At 66.1% G+C, this 18,127-nt stretch carries 20 protein-coding genes; 8 read left to right on the top strand and 12 right to left on the bottom strand.

What is annotated here, in order from left to right; genetic code table 11:
* Window positions 1-9: 9 nt before the first annotated feature.
* Together cfa and Q9Q79_RS13510 are read left to right on the top strand one after the other, a co-directional pair.
* Window positions 10-1,125: a cyclopropane fatty acyl phospholipid synthase gene (gene cfa / locus Q9Q79_RS13515; protein ID WP_012480799.1), complete on the top strand. Its 1,116-nt coding sequence runs from the start codon at window positions 10-12 to the stop codon at window positions 1,123-1,125.
* Window positions 1,126-1,267: 142 nt separating this feature from the next.
* Complete coding sequence (locus Q9Q79_RS13510; protein WP_012480798.1) at window positions 1,268-2,029, top strand: hypothetical protein; 762 nt, start codon at window positions 1,268-1,270, stop codon at window positions 2,027-2,029.
* 202 nt (window positions 2,030-2,231) lie between these two features.
* Here Q9Q79_RS13510 and Q9Q79_RS13505 read toward each other — a convergent pair whose 3' ends face one another.
* Window positions 2,232-4,400, bottom strand: a complete 2,169-nt coding sequence (locus Q9Q79_RS13505) for a M3 family metallopeptidase (RefSeq protein ID WP_005413963.1) — start codon at window positions 4,398-4,400, stop codon at window positions 2,232-2,234.
* A 130-nt stretch (window positions 4,401-4,530) separates the two neighbouring features.
* On the opposite strand from Q9Q79_RS13505, the gene Q9Q79_RS13500 reads away from it, so the two are divergent.
* Window positions 4,531-5,010: a glutathione peroxidase gene (locus Q9Q79_RS13500; protein ID WP_005413962.1), complete on the top strand. Its 480-nt coding sequence runs from the start codon at window positions 4,531-4,533 to the stop codon at window positions 5,008-5,010.
* 76 nt (window positions 5,011-5,086) lie between these two features.
* Here Q9Q79_RS13500 and Q9Q79_RS13495 read toward each other — a convergent pair whose 3' ends face one another.
* The 4 genes from Q9Q79_RS13495 to Q9Q79_RS13480 all read right to left on the bottom strand — a co-directional run bounded on the left by Q9Q79_RS13495 (window position 5,087) and on the right by Q9Q79_RS13480 (window position 9,443).
* Window positions 5,087-5,866 carry a ferredoxin--NADP reductase gene (locus Q9Q79_RS13495; RefSeq protein ID WP_005410300.1) on the bottom strand — a complete coding sequence of 260 codons (780 nt, stop codon included), beginning with the start codon at window positions 5,864-5,866 and terminating at the stop codon, window positions 5,087-5,089.
* Window positions 5,867-5,946: 80 nt separating this feature from the next.
* A complete protein-coding gene (locus Q9Q79_RS13490; protein WP_099596842.1) occupies window positions 5,947-7,818 on the bottom strand; it encodes an ABC transporter ATP-binding protein in 1,872 nt (623 codons plus the stop codon).
* 239 nt (window positions 7,819-8,057) lie between these two features.
* Window positions 8,058-8,510, bottom strand: a complete 453-nt coding sequence (locus Q9Q79_RS13485; protein ID WP_005413960.1) for a carboxymuconolactone decarboxylase family protein — start codon at window positions 8,508-8,510, stop codon at window positions 8,058-8,060.
* A 36-nt stretch (window positions 8,511-8,546) separates the two neighbouring features.
* Window positions 8,547-9,443, bottom strand: a complete 897-nt coding sequence (locus Q9Q79_RS13480; protein ID WP_012480795.1) for an RNA polymerase sigma-70 factor — start codon at window positions 9,441-9,443, stop codon at window positions 8,547-8,549.
* Between the two features lie 146 nt (window positions 9,444-9,589).
* Between Q9Q79_RS13480 and Q9Q79_RS13475 the strand changes: the two genes are divergently transcribed.
* From Q9Q79_RS13475 to Q9Q79_RS13465, 3 genes are all read left to right on the top strand, one after another.
* The gene (locus tag Q9Q79_RS13475; RefSeq protein ID WP_005410296.1) at window positions 9,590-11,107 is read left to right on the top strand and encodes a fumarate hydratase; all 1,518 of its coding nucleotides are present in this window, start codon (window positions 9,590-9,592) and stop codon (window positions 11,105-11,107) included.
* A gap of 126 nt (window positions 11,108-11,233) precedes the next feature.
* Window positions 11,234-11,572, top strand: coding sequence for a hypothetical protein (locus Q9Q79_RS13470; protein WP_005410295.1), 339 nt, complete (start codon window positions 11,234-11,236; stop codon window positions 11,570-11,572).
* A 58-nt stretch (window positions 11,573-11,630) separates the two neighbouring features.
* On the top strand, window positions 11,631-12,266 hold the full coding sequence (locus tag Q9Q79_RS13465; RefSeq protein ID WP_049451482.1) for a glutathione S-transferase family protein: 636 nt from the start codon (window positions 11,631-11,633) through the stop codon (window positions 12,264-12,266).
* Window positions 12,267-12,444: 178 nt separating this feature from the next.
* Here Q9Q79_RS13465 and arsC read toward each other — a convergent pair whose 3' ends face one another.
* The 3 genes from arsC to Q9Q79_RS13450 all read right to left on the bottom strand — a co-directional run bounded on the left by arsC (window position 12,445) and on the right by Q9Q79_RS13450 (window position 14,546).
* Window positions 12,445-12,786 (bottom strand): arsenate reductase (glutaredoxin), encoded by a 342-nt coding sequence (gene arsC, locus Q9Q79_RS13460; protein ID WP_062607409.1) that lies wholly within the window; start codon window positions 12,784-12,786, stop codon window positions 12,445-12,447.
* Window positions 12,786-13,940 carry a phospholipase A gene (locus tag Q9Q79_RS13455; protein ID WP_201863948.1) on the bottom strand — a complete coding sequence of 385 codons (1,155 nt, stop codon included), beginning with the start codon at window positions 13,938-13,940 and terminating at the stop codon, window positions 12,786-12,788. Before Q9Q79_RS13455 ends, arsC begins: the two co-directional genes overlap by 1 nt.
* 120 nt (window positions 13,941-14,060) lie before the next feature.
* Window positions 14,061-14,546, bottom strand: a complete 486-nt coding sequence (locus Q9Q79_RS13450) for a DUF456 domain-containing protein (protein ID WP_033835435.1) — start codon at window positions 14,544-14,546, stop codon at window positions 14,061-14,063.
* Window positions 14,547-14,782: 236 nt separating this feature from the next.
* Here Q9Q79_RS13450 and Q9Q79_RS13445 point away from each other — a divergent pair, with 236 nt between their 5' ends.
* The gene (locus Q9Q79_RS13445; RefSeq protein ID WP_005410290.1) at window positions 14,783-14,992 is read left to right on the top strand and encodes a cold-shock protein; all 210 of its coding nucleotides are present in this window, start codon (window positions 14,783-14,785) and stop codon (window positions 14,990-14,992) included.
* A 73-nt stretch (window positions 14,993-15,065) separates the two neighbouring features.
* Here the strand turns inward: Q9Q79_RS13445 and Q9Q79_RS13440 are convergent, their stop codons facing one another.
* Both Q9Q79_RS13440 and Q9Q79_RS13435 read right to left on the bottom strand, forming a co-directional pair.
* On the bottom strand, window positions 15,066-15,560 hold the full coding sequence (locus tag Q9Q79_RS13440) for a glycine zipper 2TM domain-containing protein (RefSeq protein WP_005410289.1): 495 nt from the start codon (window positions 15,558-15,560) through the stop codon (window positions 15,066-15,068).
* Window positions 15,561-15,694: 134 nt separating this feature from the next.
* The gene (locus Q9Q79_RS13435) at window positions 15,695-16,129 is read right to left on the bottom strand and encodes a hypothetical protein (RefSeq protein WP_012480790.1); all 435 of its coding nucleotides are present in this window, start codon (window positions 16,127-16,129) and stop codon (window positions 15,695-15,697) included.
* An 80-nt stretch (window positions 16,130-16,209) separates the two neighbouring features.
* Between Q9Q79_RS13435 and Q9Q79_RS13430 the strand changes: the two genes are divergently transcribed.
* Window positions 16,210-17,034, top strand: a complete 825-nt coding sequence (locus Q9Q79_RS13430) for a tRNA threonylcarbamoyladenosine dehydratase (protein ID WP_088431281.1) — start codon at window positions 16,210-16,212, stop codon at window positions 17,032-17,034.
* Between the two features lie 34 nt (window positions 17,035-17,068).
* Here the strand turns inward: Q9Q79_RS13430 and Q9Q79_RS13425 are convergent, their stop codons facing one another.
* Both Q9Q79_RS13425 and Q9Q79_RS13420 read right to left on the bottom strand, forming a co-directional pair.
* Window positions 17,069-17,842, bottom strand: coding sequence for a TatD family hydrolase (locus Q9Q79_RS13425; RefSeq protein WP_005410286.1), 774 nt, complete (start codon window positions 17,840-17,842; stop codon window positions 17,069-17,071).
* Window positions 17,839-18,057: a DUF6116 family protein gene (locus Q9Q79_RS13420; protein ID WP_005410285.1), complete on the bottom strand. Its 219-nt coding sequence runs from the start codon at window positions 18,055-18,057 to the stop codon at window positions 17,839-17,841. The genes Q9Q79_RS13425 and Q9Q79_RS13420 overlap by 4 nt, the downstream gene beginning before the upstream one ends.
* Between the last annotated feature and the right edge of the window lie 70 nt (window positions 18,058-18,127).

Raw genomic sequence — 18,127 nt, 5'->3', positions numbered from 1 at the left:
GGAGGTGGCGTGGATACAGGGTTGCAGGAGCGGGTCGCCGGCCTGCTGCAGGAAGCCGGGGTCCGCATCGGCGGCACCCAGCCACAGGACATCCAGGTGCATGACCCGCGCTTTTTCGCGCGGGTCATGGCGCACGGCTCGCTTGGCCTCGGCGAGAGCTACATGGACGGTTGGTGGGATGCCAACGTCCTCGATGAATTCCTCGTCCACCTGATGCAGGCACACCTGGATGAACGGGTGCACGGTTGGCGCGAAGTGGCCGATGCGCTGAAGGCGCGCCTGTTCAACCTGCAGGTCGGGCAGGGCAGCTACGAAGTGGGCCGCCGCCACTACGATCTTGGCAACGACCTCTACCAGGCCATGCTCGGCCAACGCCTGGTGTACAGCTGCGGCTACTGGCGCAATGCCGGTGATCTCGATGCCGCGCAGGAGGCCAAGCTGGACCTGGTCTGCCGCAAGCTGGGGCTGCGCCCCGGGCAGCGTGTGCTGGACATCGGCTGTGGCTGGGGTGAAGCCCTGAAGTTCGCAGCAGAGCGCTACGGCGTCACCGGCGTCGGCGTGACCATTTCGCAGGAACAGGCCGGGTTCGCACGCGAACTGTGCGCCGGCCTGCCGATCGAGATCCGCCTGCAGGACTATCGCGAACTGGATGAGCCGTTCGATGCGATCTTCTCGATCGGCATGTTCGAGCATGTCGGCGACAAGAACTACGCCAGTTTCTTCGAGGTGGCCAGGCGCTGCCTGTCTTCGCGCGGGTTGCTGCTGCTGCACACCATCGGCACCAACATCTCGCGGCATCGCACCGATCCGTGGATCGCGCGCTACATCTTCCCCAATTCAATGCTGCCGTCGGCGGTGCAGATCAGCAAGGCGTTCGAAGGGCGCTTCGTGCTGGAGGACTGGCACAACTTCGGCACCGACTACGACCTCACCCTGCAGGCTTGGCGACGCAACGTGGAAGCGGCGTGGCCGCAGCTGGACGCGCGCTACGACGAGCATTTCCGCCGCATGTGGCGGTTCTACCTGGCCGGATCGATGGCCACCTTCCGCTGCCGGCACGCGCAGCTGTGGCAGCTGGTGCTGTCGCCGGAAGGCGTACCGGGTGGGTACGTGGCGCCACGCTGAGGGTGCGCAGGGGTAGATCAGGCCGGATGCGATACTTACTGACGCCAAATCCGTGTGTTGCACGGTCAGCTCCGCGCGTGGGCGTCGTCGACGCTACGCTGTTGGGTCGGCGGGGTTACCGCATTCCTGAAGGCGTTGCAGCATGGGTTGGGACATCACCTACCATCCAGTCGCGGATTCGGAGATCCGTGACATCTATTTCCGTGCTCTGGAGGACGTGACGCTGGTCGAGGCGCTGCAACAGCGGTTCCGGATCGAGCCGTTCTACATGGAGCAGTTGCAGGAACGCATCGACGAGGCTCGCTCGATCAGCGCCGACGTGCCTTTCGAGAAGGGGCACGCTTTGTACCTGGCGATCGTGGCCGGCCACCTTCGGCGGTATCACTATCTCCGCGGGAGCGCCCTTTCGTTTTTCATCGACGATCCGGTGGTCGCCCGGTATTTCGCGGACTGGCGGCAACTGGTGCCGTTGCAGTGGGCGGATGCTGCCGCCGGCAACCATCTACGTGAAAACTATGGTGGTGGCGTGTTCATCACGCATGCCCGGCTGAAGCAATTACGCGCTGATTATGCAGTGGACAGCGCACTTGCTGCGCGCCTGGAGGAGCTGTTCTCCGATGGACGCCTGGTCGTTTTCTGGCGTGTTGTCGATGAAGCGATCGCCAGCGGATGCGGATTGCTGGAGGCCAGCGAGGTGGTCGAGCCGAACCCGATGGATCTCAATGCATCGACCAGCTTGAGCAATCTGCTGAACTGCGCGCCGGATGGCGCGATCCTTTATGCGGAAGCCGCGGCGGCCCAGCTGGCGGAGTTCGTGGCAGCGCACCCGGATATCGCATCGACTGCCGCTGCCGCGCCCGGTGCGCCGAAACGACGGTGGTGGGAGCGACTGTTTCGGCGCTGATCTGGAAGCGCATCCACGCATGGCGCGGATCTACTGGAGTGCGTCATGTGTGGATCGATGATGCCGGGGTTCGTGGCGCGAATGGATCGTGCCGACCAACGGTCGGCACCCACCAGTAGATCCACGCCATGCGTGGATGTCCCAACAAAAAAACCGCCCGGTTTCCCGGGCGGTTTTTCGTTTCAGGCTACTGCGCGGGCGATCAGTTGCCGGCGCCGGTCAGGCCACGCTTTTCCAGCAGCGGTTCGATCTGCGGCTCGTGGCCGGCGAAATCGCGGAACAGCTGCATCGCGTCGACGCTGCCGCCCTTGGACAGCAGGGTGGCGCGGAAGTGGTCGCCGTTCTTGCGGCTCAGGCCGCCGTTGTCCTTGAACCACTTCTGGGTGTTGGCGTCGAGCACTTCCGACCAGATGTAGGCGTAGTAACCGGCCGAATAGCCGCCCATGATGTGGCTGAAGTACGGGGTCTTGTAGCGCGGCGGCACCGGCGCGTAGTAGATGCCGTCCTTCTCCAGCGCGGCGCGCTCGAAGGCCATCACGTCCTTGGCGGCCGGCACCTGGTCGGCGCCGATCTGGTGCCAGCGCTGGTCCAGCATGGCCGCACCCAGGTACTCGGTGGTAGCGAAGCCCTGGTTGAACTTGGCTGCCGCCAGCACCTTGTCCAGCAGTGCCTGCGGCATCGCCGAACCATTCTGGTAGTGCTTGGCGTAGTTCTTCAGGATGACCGGGTTGTCGGCCCACATCTCGTTGACCTGCGAGGGGAACTCGACGAAGTCACGCGGCACCGAGGTGCCCGAGAAGTACGGGTACTTCACGTTGGAGAACATGCCGTGCAGGGCGTGGCCGAACTCGTGGAACGTGGTGTTCACCTCGTCCCAGGTCAGCAGGGTCGGCTGGCCGGCCGGCGGCTTCGGAATGTTCAGGTGATTGGCGACCACCGGCTTGAAGCCGGTCAGCTTGGACTGCGAGACGTAGGAGTTCATCCACGCGCCACCGCGCTTGGAGGCGCGTGCATACGGGTCGAAGATGAAGATCGCCAGCTGGCTGCCGTCGGCGTCGAACACGTCGTAGACGGTGACGTCATCGTGGTAGACCGGCAGGTCGGTGCGCTGCTTGAAGGTCAGGCCGAATTCCTGGCCCGCGGCGTAGAACACGCCGTTCTCCAGCACGTTCTTCATTTCGAAGTACGGCTTCAGCTGCGACTCGTCGAAGTTGTACTTGGCCTGGCGCACCTTCTCGCTGTAGAAGGCCCAGTCCCACGGTTCCAGCTTGAACGTCGGCTTGCCAGCGGCCTTCTGTTCCTGGTCGATCATCGCCTGCAGGTCGGCGGCTTCACGCTTGGCGTTGGCCACCGCGGCCGGGGCCAGCTTGCCCAGCATCGCGTTGACCGCTTCGGGGGTCTTGGCGGTCTGGTTGGTCAGGTTGTAGGCGGCGAAGTTCGGGAAGCCCATCAGCTTGGCCTTGTCGGCGCGCAGCTGCATGATGCGCGAGACCAGAGCGGTGTTGTCGAACTCACCGCCGCGGCTGCCGCGGCTCACCGATGCTTCGTAGATCTTCTGGCGCAGGGCGCGGTTGGCCAGGTTGGTCAGCGGCGGCTGGCCGGTGGTGTTGAGCAGGGTGATCACGTACTTGCCGTCCTGGCCGCGGGCCTTGGCGGCTTCGGCGGCGGCGGCGATCTGCTCCTTGGACAGGCCGTCCAGTTCCTTGACGTCGTCGACGGTGATCGCCGAAGCGTTCACCTCCGACTGCACGTTCTGGCTGAACTTGGTACCCAGGTTGGCCAGCTCGGCGTTCATCTCCTTCAGCTTGGCCTTGTCGGCGTCGGACAGCTTGGCGCCTGCGCGCACGTAGTTGTCGTAGTACTTCTCGACCAGGCGCACGCCTTCGGCGTCCAGGCCCAGCTGGCTGCGGGTGTCATACAGCGCCTGGATGCGGGCGAACAGCTTGCCGTTCAGCGCGATCGCATCGCTGTGCGCGGCGAACTTCGCCGAGTAGTCGGCCTGCAGCTTCTTGCGGGTGTCGTTGGTGTCGGCACCGACCAGGCTGAAGAACACGGTGGTCGCGCGGTCGAGGATGTCACCGCTCTTTTCCAGGGCGATGATGGTGTTGTCGAAGGTCGGCTTGGCCTTGTTGTTGGCGATGGCCTCCACTTCCTTCAGCTGCTGCGCCATGCCGGCGTCGAAGGCCGGGGCGAAGTCGCTGTCCTTGATCTTGTCGAACTGCGGGAAGTGCAGCGGCAGCGGGCTTTCGGCGAAGAACGGATTGGCCTGCTGGGCGGTGCTGCTGGCGGCCGGGGTGGCGGCGCCGGCCGAGAAGGCGGGCAGGGCAAGGCCGAGGGACATGGCCACGGCAAGGGCAAGGCGGGTGGTCAAGGCAGGAACTCCGGTAAGGCAAACAAGGGCCCGAGGGTAACCCGGCCGGCGGCGCCCGCACTTGTGTCAAAAGGCATGTTGCCGCGGCCGGGCGCGGGTACCATGCATTCACCGCCCACGGTTCACCGCCATGACGACTGCCTACGATTTCAGCTTCCGCGACCTCGACGGCCAGCCACAGGCCCTCGCCGGGTACCGGGGTCACCCGCTGTTGCTGGTCAATGTCGCCAGCCGCTGTGGCTTCACCCCGCAGTACACCGGGCTGGAACAGCTGTGGCAGGAGTATCGCGAGCGTGGCCTGGTGGTGATCGGCTTCCCATGCAACCAGTTCGGCGCGCAGGAGCCGGGGGACGCCGCGCAGATCCGCCAGTTCTGTTCGCTGGATTATCCGGTCAGCTTCCCGCTTTCGGAGAAGATCGAGGTCAACGGCGAGGGGGCTGATCCGTTGTGGGCATGGCTGTCACGCGAGAAGCGCGGCCTGCTGGGTAGCGCCCGCATCAAGTGGAATTTCAGCAAGTTCCTGGTCGATCGCCAGGGGCGGGTGGCTGCGCGCTTTGCGCCAACCACCAGGCCGGAACAGCTGCGCAGCGCGATCGAAGCGCTGCTGTGAGGTAGTGCCGGTCGCTGGCCGGAAACCCCGTGGTGCCAGGAAGAGCCGGCCAGCGGCCGGCACTACCGTTACAGCATCATTTCTCGACGAACGCGCGCTCGAACACGTAGTGACCCGGCTGGCCGATGCGCGGCGAGACCTGGAAGCCGCGGGCATCGAGCACGCTGCGCAGATCAGCCAGCATCTGCGGGCTGCCGCAGATCATCGCGCGGTCGTTTTCCGGGCTCAGCTCCGGCAGGCCGAGGGTGCGCTGCATCTGGCCGCTTTCCATCAGCTGGGTCAGGCGGCCCTGGTTGGCGAACGGCTCGCGGGTGACGGCCGGGTAGTACAGCAGCTTGTCGCCGATCATCTCGCCCAGGAACTCGTGCTCACGCAGTTCCTTCTCGAAGTAATCGCGGTAGGCCAGATCCTTCTCGTAGCGCACGCCGTGGCAGAGGATCACCTTCTCGAAGCGCTCGTAGGTCTCCGGGTCCTTGATGACCGACAGCCACGGCGCCATGCCGGTGCCCGTGCCCAGCAGGTACAGGTTCCTGCCCGGGTGCAGGTCGCTGATCAGCAGGGTGCCGGTGGGCTTCTTGCCGACCAGCACCTTGTCGCCCGGCTTGATGTGCTGCAGGCGCGAGGTCAGCGGGCCGTCCTGCACCTTGATGCTGAAGAACTCCAGGTGCTCTTCCCAGTTGGCGCTGGCGATGGAATAGGCGCGCAGCAGCGGCCGTGCCTCGGTTTCCAGGCCGATCATCACGAACTGGCCGTTCTCGAAGCGGAAGCCGCTGTCGCGGGTAGTGGTGAAACTGAAGTAGGCATCGGTCCAGTGACGGACCTCAAGCACCGTTTCGGCGCCGAAAGCGGAGGACATGGGCGTATCTATCGAAAGTCGTCGGGGTTGATTCTATCTCAAATGAGATGGGTTCTCATTGGGCGGAACGAGAGGCGTTCTCAGCGGTAACCCGCCGCCTGCAGCTCGAACAGCTCGGCGTACCGTCCTCCCTGGGCCATCAGCTGCGCATGGGTGCCGCTGGCCTCGATGCGGCCATCGGCCAGCACCAGGATGCGATCGGCCATGCGTACCGAAGAGAAACGGTGGGAAATCAGCACTGCCGTACGATTATCCGCCAGCTCCCTGAACCGCTGGAACACTTCGAACTCACTGCGCGCGTCCAGCGCTGCCGTTGGCTCATCCAGGATCATCACCTGCGCATTGCGCATCCACGCGCGGGCAATGGCGATCTTCTGCCACTGGCCACCGGACAGGTCCACGCCCTGCTTGAAGCGGCGCCCGATCAGCTGGTCGTAGCCGCCGGGCAGGTCGTCGATTACTTCCTCGGCCATGCCTCGCCGCGCGGCATCGGCGATGCGTGCCTGGTCGTCCATCGCCTCGACCTGGCCGACGCCGATGTTCTCGCCGGCGCTGAGGTTGTAGCGCACGAAGTCCTGGAAGATCACCCCGAGGTTGGCGCGCAGGTCGTCCAGGTCGTAGTCGCGCAGGTCGCGGCCGTCGAGCAGGATGCGGCCTTCGTCCGGCTCGTACAGCCGTGCCAGCAGTTTCACCAGCGTGGTCTTGCCCGCGCCGTTCTCGCCGACCAGGGCCAGCACTTCGCCGGCCTGCAGCTGGAAATCGAGGTGGCGCACCGCCCACTGTTCGGCATCGGGATAGCGGAAACCGACGTTCTCGAACACGAAACCCTGCTGGATCGGCTGCGGCACGCGCACCGCACCTTCGCGCGAATGGATTTCCGGCTCGATCTGGAAGAACGAGAACAGGTCGTCCAGGTACAGCGCCTGGCTGGCCACCTGCGAGAAGCCGATCAGCAGGCCTTCCAGCAGCTGGCGCAGGCGCAGGAAGCTGCCGGCAAGGAAGGTCAGGTCGCCGATCGAAAAGTCGCCGCGCACCGTGCGCCAGGCAATGTAGGCGTAGGCGGTGTAATACCCCAGCGTGCCCAGCGCAGCCAGCAGCGTGCCCCAGAACGCGCGGCGCCGGGCCAGTGCACGGTTGGCCTGGAACAGCGCCACCGACAGCCGCCGGTAGCGTTCCACCAGGAAGCGGTGCAGGTTGTAGATCTTCACTTCCTTGGCCGTTTCCACGCTGGCACCGAGCTGGCGCAGGTAGTCGAGCTGGCGGCGCTCGGGCGTCCACTGGAAGTTGAGGCTGTAACCGGCCGCATTGAAGTGCGATTCACCGATGAAGGCCGGCACCAGTGCCAGCACCAGCAGCAGGATCAGCCACGGTGCGTAGACCAGCAGGCCAACGGCGAGGCTGGCCACGGTGATCGCGTCCTGGACCTGGCCGAACAGCTGGCTCATCAGGTTCATCCGGCCCATGGTCTGGCGCCGCGCACGGTCCAGCTTGTCCTGCAGGTCCGGGTCCTCGAAGTCCTCCAGATCCAGCGTCGCCGCGTGTTCCATCAGCCGGATGCTGGTGACGTTGGCGAACAGCTCGGAGAGCAGGGCATCGGCGTAGCTGACCAGCCGGCCGAGCAGGTCCGAGGCGATGGCCAGGCCGAATTCCAGCGCCAGCAGGCCCAGCAGCGGATTCAGCACGCCGCTGGACAGCGCTTCGCCCAGCGGCGGGAAGCCCGCGTCGTGCTGGCTCAGGTGCAGGGCGCTGTCGATGATCAGCTTGCCGACGTACAGCATCGCCACCGGCAGCAGCGCGCGGATCAGGCGCAGCCCGAGGCTGGCCAGGGTGAGCGCGGGACTGGTCTTCCAGACCATGCGCAGGAACGGCGGCAGGTTGCGCATCGCCCTGAAGCGCTGGCGCAGGCTGGGTTTCTTCGCGGCGGCAGCGCCAGCGGTGGGGGTAGCAGGCATGCGCGTATTGTGCGCGCCTGATACGTGCAGAGGGGGTCAGTGCAGGCGTGTGGCCGGCACCGGGGTCAGATCCCTTTGCGCGGCAAAGGGCTCTGACCCCAGCGACCCACAGCGGGTCAGGGCCCTTCGCGAAGCGAAGGGATCCGACTCTCCCGCATCCACGCATGGCGTGGATCTACCGTGTCGACCAAGGTCGACACCTACCAGCAGCACCGATGAACTGTCGAAGGCGGGGTGGGTCAGGCCGGCAGCGGCGGCAGCAACCCCGCACCGAGGCGGTTCCAGGCATTGATCACCGCGATGCCCATGCTCAGGTCACTGATGCCCTTCTCATCGAAGTGCGGCGCCAATGCATCGAACGCCGCCTGCGACGGCGCGCCGTCGGTCAGCCGGGTCAGTGCCTCGGCCCAGCCCAGCGCCGCGCGCTCGCGTTCGTCGAAGAAGCGGCTCTCGTGCCATGCCGGCAGTGTGTCCAGCTTGCGCGGCTCGATGCCGCCCTTGCGCAGCGCCGTGCCGTGCATGTCCATGCAGTAGCCGCAGCCGTTGAGCTGCGACACGCGCAGGAACACCAGTTCCATCAGGGTCGGATCGATCGAGCTGTCATGCACCGCCTGGCTGGTGGCCAGCAGGCCCTTGAAGGCCTCGGCGGCCAGGCGGGTGTAGGGGACGCGGGGAGAAGTGTGATTGGACATCGGGGGCTCCACGGCGGCCACGATGGCCGCCTTTCACTACCAGGACGCCGCAGCGTCGCCGCGCGTGACAACCTTCGGCAACTTTTCCGGATTCAACACGCTGTACACGTTGGCGATGCGGCCATCGACCACCTCGATGGTGGTGACCGAGTGCAAGCGATCACCCACAAAGCGCAGGATCGCCGGCTCGCCGTTGACGTAGCCCAACTGCGCCGGATGCACCGCGCCGCGGCGGGCAATGGCCCAGAACAGGCGACCGATGCGCTCGGCGCCCAGCAGCGGGCGCACCGCTGCGGTGACCACGCCGCCGCCGTCGGACACCAGCAACGCGTTGGTGTGCAGCAGGGCCTGGATCGCCTCGCTGTCGCCGCGCTGCGAGGCATCCATGAAGCGCGCCAGCAGCTGCCGGTGCTGGCTGGCATCGGCGTTGAAGCGCGGCCGTCCGGCCTGCAGGCGCTGCCGGGCACGGTGCACCAGCTGCCGGCAGTTGGCCTCGCTGTGGCCGATCAGCTCGGCGATCTCGCGGTAGTCGTGGTCGAAGGCCTCCTTCAGCAGGAAAGCGGCGCGTTCCTCGGGGCCGAGCTGTTCAAGCAGGGTCAGGAAGGCGACCGAAACGTCGTCGGCCAGGGCATGCAGCTGGGCCGGGCCGGGCGCCGGGTCGGGCTCCAGGGTGACCGCCAGCGGCTCGGCCAGCCATGGGCCGACGTAGTGCACGCGCTCGCGCTTGGCCGCGCGCAGCCGGTCCAGGCCGAGCCGGGTGGTGGTGGTGACCAGCCAGGCTTCGGGGTCGCGGATGGCCGCCGGGTCGGCGCCGGACCAGCGCAGCCAGGCATCCTGGACCACGTCTTCGGCGTCGGCGCGGCTGCCAAGCAGGCGGTAGGCCAGGGCCATCAGGCGCGGGCGGTGGGTCTGGAAAGCGTTTTCGGCGTTCATGTGGGCAAGGACGCCGCAGTGGCGCGTGGCGTGACAGAGCGTCGGGGGAATCTTGCCGGCCAGCGGCCGGCACTACCACCCCGGGGCCGGGGGAGGGGGTAAAATGGGCGGATTACCCCCGCCAGCCTCGAGCAAGCGAGCAAGACGTGACATCGATCAAGCAGGAAGACCTCATCCAGTCCATCGCCGACGCGCTGCAGTACATCTCGTACTACCACCCGGTCGACTACATCAAGAACCTCGCCGCCGCTTACGAGCGCGAGGAGTCGCCGGCCGCGAAGGAAGCGATGGCCCAGATCCTGATCAATTCGCGGATGTGCGCCGAAGGCCACCGTCCGATCTGCCAGGACACCGGCATCGTCACCGTGTTCCTGGAAATCGGCATGGACGTGCGCTGGGACGACGCCACCATGGGCGTGGAAGACATGGCCAATGAAGGCGTGCGCCGTGCCTACATGCACCCGGACAACAAGCTGCGCGCTTCGGTGCTGGCTGATCCGGCCGGCAAGCGCATCAACACCAAGGACAACACCCCGGGCGTGGTCAACGTCAAGGTGGTGCCGGGCAACAAGGTCGACGTGATCGTCGCCGCCAAGGGCGGTGGTTCGGAAGCGAAGACCAAGTTCGCCATGCTCAACCCGTCCGACTCGATCGTCGACTGGGTGCTGAAGACCGTGCCGACCATGGGCGCCGGCTGGTGCCCGCCGGGCATGCTCGGCATCGGCATCGGTGGCACCGCCGAGAAGGCGATGCTGCTGGCCAAGGAAGCGCTGATGGAGCCGATCGACATCACCGAGCTGCAGGCCCGTGGTGCGTCCAACCGCATCGAAGAGCTGCGCCTGGAGCTGTACGAGAAGGTCAACGCGCTGGGCATCGGTGCGCAGGGCCTGGGTGGCCTGACCACCGTGCTCGACATCAAGATCAACGACTACCCGACCCACGCGGCCAACCTGCCGGTGGCGATGATCCCGAACTGCGCGGCCACCCGCCATGCGCACTTCACCCTCGATGGCAGCGGCCCGGTGATGCTGGACCCGCCGTCGCTGGAAGACTGGCCGAAGCTGACCTACGACGCGTCCAAGGGCACCCGCGTGGACCTGGACACGATCACGCCGGAAGACGTGGCCAGCTGGAAGCCGGGCCAGACCCTGCTGCTCAACGGCAAGTTGCTGACCGGCCGCGATGCCGCGCACAAGCGCATGGTCGACATGCTCAACAAGGGCGAGCAACTGCCGGTCGATCTGAAGGGCCGCTTCATCTACTACGTCGGCCCGGTCGATCCGGTGCGCGACGAAGTGGTGGGCCCGGCCGGCCCGACCACCGCCACCCGCATGGACAAGTTCACCGAGCAGGTGCTGGCACAGACCGGCCTGCTGGGCATGGTCGGCAAGGCCGAGCGCGGCCCGGCCGCGATCGAGGCGATCAAGAAGCACAAGTCGGCCTACCTGATGGCCGTCGGTGGCTCGGCCTACCTGGTGTCCAAGGCGATCAAGGCCGCCAAGGTGGTTGGTTTCGCTGACCTGGGCATGGAGGCGATCTACGAGTTCACCGTGCAGGACATGCCGGTGACCGTGGCAGTCGACTCCACCGGTGAATCGGTGCACAAGACCGGCCCGCGCGAATGGCAGGCCCGCATCGGCAAGATTCCGGTGGTGGTGGAGTAACTCCCCGCACGCTTCGGTCCAGACAACGGCGCCCGTGTGGCGCCGTTGTTGTATCCGGGGGGGGGATTAACGCGCCTGTAGCCCTTGCTCTGCTACGGTCGGCACACCCTCGCACAGGACGTGTCCATGGCCCTGCATCGATTCATCGTGGTAGGCATGCTGCTGGCGCTGGCCGGCTGCAACACCCCAGCGTCGTACGAAGGCGCGGATTTCCCTGCATCGGCGCAGTGCCGCGTGCAGTGCCAGGCCGGCTATCGCAGCTGCATGGCGCAGAATGACTCTCTCGGCAGCCGCCAGAGCAATTGCGAGCAGCGGATGGTGCCGGCGCCGGACAAGCGCTGCAAGGACGTGGACAACCCGGACCTGCGCCATGCCTGCGAACTGAAGACGCATGACTGTACGATGCGCGCGCCGATGATGTCCTGTGGCGAACGCCGGGATTCCTGCATGAGCAGCTGCGGCTGAGCAACGATCGTGCGCGCGGGCGCATAATCGGCTGATCCACCTGTACAGGATCTTCTGCATGAGCACCACGCTGTATGGTTCGACCAGTACCGCCGCGCTGGTGGTGCACTGGCTGCTGATCGAGCTGGGCATCGAGCATGAACTGGTGCTGCTGGATTTCGACGCGCGCGAGCACAAGTCGGCGCAGTACCTGGCGCTGAATCCGGCCGGTGTGGTGCCGACACTGCTGATCGATGGCCTGGTACTGACCGAAGCGGCGGCCATTGCGTTGTACCTGGCTGATCGCCATCCGGACGCCAACCTGCTGCCCGCGCTGGGCACGCCGCAGCGCGCCGATGCCTACCGCTGGATGTTCTGGTGTGCCAATACGCTGCAGCCGGCCTATCGAGCCTGGTTCTATCCACACGAAATGGCGGGCGAGGCGAATATCGAGGCCAGCCGCGGGATGGCACGGCAGCGCCTGGAAGCGGCCTGGCAGCATGTGGCCGCGCACCTGCATGCACATGGCCCCTACCTGCTGGGTGCCACGCCCTGCGTGGTCGACTACATGCTGGTGATGCTGATGCGCTGGTCGCGCAACATGCCCAGGCCCACCGACACCTGGCCGGTGCTGAAGGCGCACGCCACGTTGATGAAGGCGCGCCCGGCGTTCGCCGAGGTGTACCGCCGCGAAGGCATCACCGACTGGCTGTAAGCCAGCCGGGGAGGAGGGCGTCCGGGTAGAAGAGGGCGCTGGGGTAGAGTCGACTGTCAGTCGACTATCGCACGCAGTGCGGGCTTTTCCGCGGATGCATATGAAGGGTGAGGAGGAAGTCGACTGACAGTCGACTCTACCAACAGACTTCGCCGCCCCGTGTCCAAGGCGAGGCGGGTTACAGGATCTCCAGCACTGTTTCCGGTGGACGGCACAGGCGTGTGCCCTTGTCCGTGCGCACCACGGGGCGGTTGATCAGTCGCGGGTGTTCGGCCATCGCGGCCAGCAGCGTGGCCTCGTCCGCACCTTCCAGGCCCAGTTCGGCGAACTGCGCTTCCTTGCTGCGCACCAGATCACGTGCGCTCAATCCTGATTCGGCCAGCACCTGGCGCAGTGTAGCCACATCGGGTGGATTGCCGAGATACTCGATCACCGCTGGATCAAAGCCGGCATCACGTATCAGCTTCAATGCGCCGCGCGAGTTGCTGCAGGCCGGGTTGTGCCAGATCGTCACGGGCATCAGAACCACTCCAGCAGCGACACGCCCACGCCCACGTAGGTGGCCTTGTGGTTGTAGTCGATCAGGCTTTCGCCGTAACCGTCGAACACCTGCACATGCCCGCGCAGCAGATTGCTGATCGGGAAGCCGTAATCCAGCTGCAGGGCACCGTGCGAGCGGCTGCCGGTGCGCAGCGAATGGCGCGCCATCAGCGAGACTTCGTGGCCGTTGCGGTTCCAGGTCAGGGTCGCATCACCGCGGCCCATGTAATCCTCGATGTCCGGATTGTTGTCGTCGCTGCGGGTCTCGGGAATGCGGTACCAGGGGCGCAGCACCAGCGCCCAGTTCTCGCGGTCAAGGCCGATGTTGAGCATCACCCGGTTCCAGCTGCGCGAAAGCGGGTCGGCGCGGCCGTTGGATTGGTGGTTCAGCGCGATGCCGGTCATGCGCCCGCGCCAGCCACCGATCGAGTAGCCGTTGCGGAACACCATCATCACTTCCGGCTCGTAATTGGTTTCGCGGAACGGGCGTGAATCCTCGCCGTTGTAGGCCTGCCAGCGCGAGCTCTGGGTGTAGCCGGCCCAGATGTCGCCGTTGTCGCCGAACAGGTTCTCGGCGATCTTGGTCTTGAAACTGATCTGGAACTTCAGCTCGGCGCTGTCCAGCACCTGCCGCGTGGTGACTGTGTTGGCCGGGTTCGGCGAATGCGGCGTGGTGTTGCGATCGCTGGTCCAGAACGCCGGCAGCAGGTACACCGGCTTGTAGGCGCGCAGCTGGAACGGGCCCAGCTTGGAGTCCTCGGCCAGTTCCCAGCGGCTGTCCAGCAACGAACCGCGGCCAGCATTGGCCAGTGCGCTGTCAGGGGCTGCTGGACGGAACAGATCGCTGACCCGCTCGCGCAGCTTCTCTTCGCCCTGGCTCACGCGTGCAGTCTGGCGTTCTTCGCGACGGGCCTGCGCGGCCGCCTCGGCCGCAGCGTCGGCCTCGGCAGTGGCCTGCGGGGTACGGCCGAACTGGCGGTCATAACAGGCCAGGCGGGCAGCATCGGTGGTAATCGCCGCGCACGCGGCCGGCGAGGCTTCGGCGCTGGGCGCGAACTCCTGCGCGGCCAGCGGCGCACTGGCCAGGGCCAGCGCCAGCGGCGCGAGACGGGGAAGCAGCGGAGACAGGGTCATTGCAGCAGGCCCTTAGGTGAATACGGGAATCGCACAGTGTGGCGGCTGCACCGGTTCACGGCCAGCCCCCCACGGTTTATGCACGGGCACCGCGTGCGCGCGGCGTGAAGGCAGTGCGGGTTACAGGAACCAGGCGAAGGCGAACAGGCCGAGCATCGCGATCACCACGGCCAGTTTCAGCGCCAGGCCGAGCAGGATACCGAGCCAGGTGGCCAGGCCTACCTTGGTCGAGCGCCCCAGTTCGCGGGTGTGCCAGTACTCGCCGGCCAGGGCGCCGATCAGGGGGCCTGCAAAGAGGCCGATCGGCATGAAGAACAGGCCGACGATGCTGCCGACGAACGTACCCCACAGTGCCTTGCGGCTGGCACCGACCCGCTGCGCACCCACCACCGTGGCCAGCACGTCCACCAGCAGCGAGAGGACGGTCAGTACGCCCAGCGCGACCAGGGTCGGCCAGCCGACGTGGGTGAAGCCGTCCGCCCAGGCCGCCAGCAGCAGTCCGATGAACACCAGCGGGATGCCGGGCAGGGCCGGCAGGATGATTCCGGCGATGCCGACAAGGACAAAAATGACCGCTAGCAGATATAAGATGAATGAGAGTCCCATGCTGTCCCGTATGGTCGCCGTTTTGGGGTTGACAGTGAAAGATTTTGCCAGTTGCTTTTTCGTTTTGGGCGGGTTAAGTTGCAGTCGCTGAGCTTGGCAAGGTCACCGTGGATCGTGGCCTGATGAAGCAAGATCTTCCCGATCCGCTGCATCGATGCACCTCGCTTCCCCCTTGCTTGTCAGCCGCCCACCAGGCGTTTCCAACAACAAGAGAGAGTCACCAGGGAGTTAGTGAGATGTCTGATCGCGAGACCGGTACCGTCAAGTGGTTCAACGATGCAAAGGGCTTCGGCTTCATCAGCCGTGAAAACGGCGAAGACGTGTTCGTGCACTTCCGTGCCATCCAGACCCAGGGCTTCAAGAGCCTGAAGGAAGGCCAGAAGGTCACCTTCACCGTCGTGCAGGGCCAGAAGGGCCTGCAGGCCGACGCCGTGCAGCCGACCTGATCGCGCTGCAAGCCGTCACATGAAAAAGGCCCGCGCAAGCGGGCCTTTTTCTTTGCCGCCGGCCCGGCGCAGGTCAGCGCAGGATGACCTTGCCGTTGACCACGCGCACGTAGGTGTTTTCGCGGATGCCGCCGAGGTCGCGCTGGTTGACCACGATGGTGCGGCCATCGTCCATGCGTACGCTGATGTCGTAGGTATCACTGGTCACGTTCTTCTGGATCTGGTTGCCGGCCAGCGCGCCACCGACCGCGCCTGCGGCCGCAGCGATGTTCTTGTTGCCACGGCTGCCACCGGTGTGATCGGAGATCTCATGGCCGGCCACGGCACCGACGATGCCGCCGAGGATGGCGCCGGTCGCGCTGGGCGCGGTGCGGCCCGACGGCACGGTGTTGATGCGGGTGACGATGCCACAGTCAGCGCAACGGCCCTGGTTGTAACCGCCGTTGTTGCCGTAGCCACCATTGTTGTAGCCGTTGTTGTAACCACCGCCACCGTAGCCGGGCGAGGTGGCACAGCCAGCCAGGGCGAGGGTAGCGATGGCGCTGGCGGCAATGAGCTGGATCTTCATGGAGCGTCTCCTGGCCGTGAAGGCGGGTGTTGGGTGGTACTGCGTCATGCAGCAGGGTGGACGAATCCTCTCCTTTCGAACGTGAACAAGGTGCCAACCAGGCGTGCCTTGCCCGGCTACAGGATGAATGCGCGTCAGCGGAAGTCCTGGTGGCAGGCGCGGCAGTCGGCCTGCACGGTTTCCACGACCTTGGCCAGGGCGGTGCAGTCACTGGGCGGAGCCGCCAATGCGGCGTTGAGGTTGCCGCGCAGCTGGCTGGCGTGCTGCTGGAACCGGCCGTTGTCCTTCAGCCCGGGAAAGGCCAGGTCGAGGTCGTTGGACAGAAGGCGCAGGGCCTGCAGCCGCGGCACGCTGTCGGCCAGGCTGCAGCGGTTCTGCTGCTGGGCCTGCTGCAGCAGCTGCGCTTGCCGCTGCATCACCTGCATCAGGCTGTCCGGGAACGGGTCGCGGCGGGCCTGCAGGGCGCGGCCGACCATGACCGTGGCGACCAGGCCGATCAGCAGGCCCAGGCACAGCACGAACAGGTACCGCTGGGCAGTGGACGGGCGGCGGGGCGGGCTGGCGTTCATGGCGGGCTCTCCTGGCGTGCAACGGTGGGTTCGATGCCGGCGCGCTGTAGGCGCTGGCGCCTGCACGTTAAAATAGCCGCATGAACGAACAGGTCAAACAACGCTTCGCCGGCATCGAACGGCTGTATGGCGTAGGTGCGCTCGAGCGCCTGCAGGGCAGCCGCGTGGCGGTGGTGGGCATGGGCGGGGTCGGCTCGTGGGTGGTGGAAGCGCTGGCGCGTTCGGCGGTCGGCCACCTGACCCTGATCGACGCCGATGACATCTGCGTGTCCAACACCAACCGGCAGCTGCCGGCGATGGAAGGCAACTACGGCCGCAACAAGGCCGAGGCGATGGGCGAGCGTTGCCGTGCGATCAACCCGGACATCGAGGTCGATGCCGTGCAGGCATTCCTGACCGTGTCGAACATGGCCGAGTTGCTGGACCATGGCTTCGACCTGGTGATCGATGCCTGCGACAGCTTCCGGGTGAAGGTCGAGACGATCGCCTGGTGCCGCCGCCGCAAGCTGCCGCTGCTGACCGTGGGGGCTGCCGGTGGTCGCACCGATCCGACCCTGGTGCGCATCCGCGATGTCTCGCGCACCGAGCACGACGCCATGCTGGCGCTGATCCGCAAGAAGCTGCGCAGCGAGTTCAATTTCCCGAAGAATGCCAAGCGCTATTTTGGCGTACCGGCGGTGTACTCGCTGGAAAACGTGAAGTATCCGCAGGCCGATGGCAGCGTCTGCGGCATCCGCCCGAACCTCGGTGCGGATGCTGCATTGAAACTGGACTGTGGCGCAGGCCTCGGTGCGGCAACCCACATCACCGGTGCCTTCGCCTTCGCGGCGGTCGGCAAGGCGCTTGAAATGCTGCTGGAGCCGAAGAAGGTGAAGGCCGAAGTGGTCGAGTCCAGCGAGGTGTGATGGATCGTGCCGGCCAGCGGCCGGCACCTGCCCGTTACATTGCCGGCAGCGCGAACAGGCGCCGCGCATTCTCCGTCGTGGCCCGGGCCACCGCGTCCAGCTCCATCCCGCGCAGTGCAGCCACGTGGCGGGCGATGACTGCCAGTCGCGCTGGTTCGTTGCGCTGGCCGCGGATGCCGGCGTCAGGCTGGTCGGGCGCGTCGGTCTCCAGCAGCAGCTGTTCCAGCGGCATCCCGCGCACCAGGCGCTGCAGCCGTTGCGCGCGACCGTAGGTCAGCGGACCACCGAGACCGAGCAGGAAGCCTTGCCGGTGCAGTTGCGCGGCCTGTTCCGGGCTGCCGGAAAAGCTGTGCACCACGCCGCGCAGGCCGCCGACGCGACGGATCGCGGCAATGACCGCATCCACCGCGCGTCGCGCATGCACGATCACCGGCAGCTCGAACTCGCGGGCCAGTTGCAGCTGGCCGATGAAGTACGCCTGTTGCGCCTCTGCATCCAGTCCCTCGACGAAGAAGTCCAGCCCGCATTCGCCGATCGCGCACGGGCGTTCGCGAACGATCCATTCGCGCAGCAGCGGCAGATGGTCGGGCCGGTGCTCGGCCAGGAACATCGGATGCAGGCCGTAGGCCGGGTACAGCCCCGGTGCCTGCCGGCAGACCTCGCGCAGCTTCGGCCAGCTGGCGGCCGTGACGGCCGGTACCACCTGCTCGCGCACGCCCGCAGCGCCCGCGCGCTCGATCACCGCCGTGCGGTCAGCATCGAATTCACTGGCATCCAGATGGCAGTGGCTGTCGACCAGCGGGATCAACGCTGTTCCAGCGGCGGCGGGGCCGGGACCGTATTGCGGCTCTTCCAGTTGGCCAGCAGCAGGGTGCCGAAGCCCAGTACCAGCTCGTCGACGAACGGAATCGGGTCGGGAATGAACAGGGTCAGCACGAACAGGCCGGCGGTCAGCTTGAACAGGGTGGGGTAGCGCAGCCGGCGGGCCCATTGCAGTACCGGCAGCAGCATCGGGTTGGCCATGGCGTGGATCCTCGTGGGGAATATGCAAACGCTACCACGGGCCCAGCATTTCCCGATGCTGAATGGGTTA

Origin of the sequence: Stenotrophomonas sp. a6, assembly GCF_030913325.1 — a bacterium.
Lineage (GTDB): Bacteria > Pseudomonadota > Gammaproteobacteria > Xanthomonadales > Xanthomonadaceae > Stenotrophomonas > Stenotrophomonas maltophilia.
This window is presented reverse-complemented; position numbering and strand designations above follow the sequence as displayed.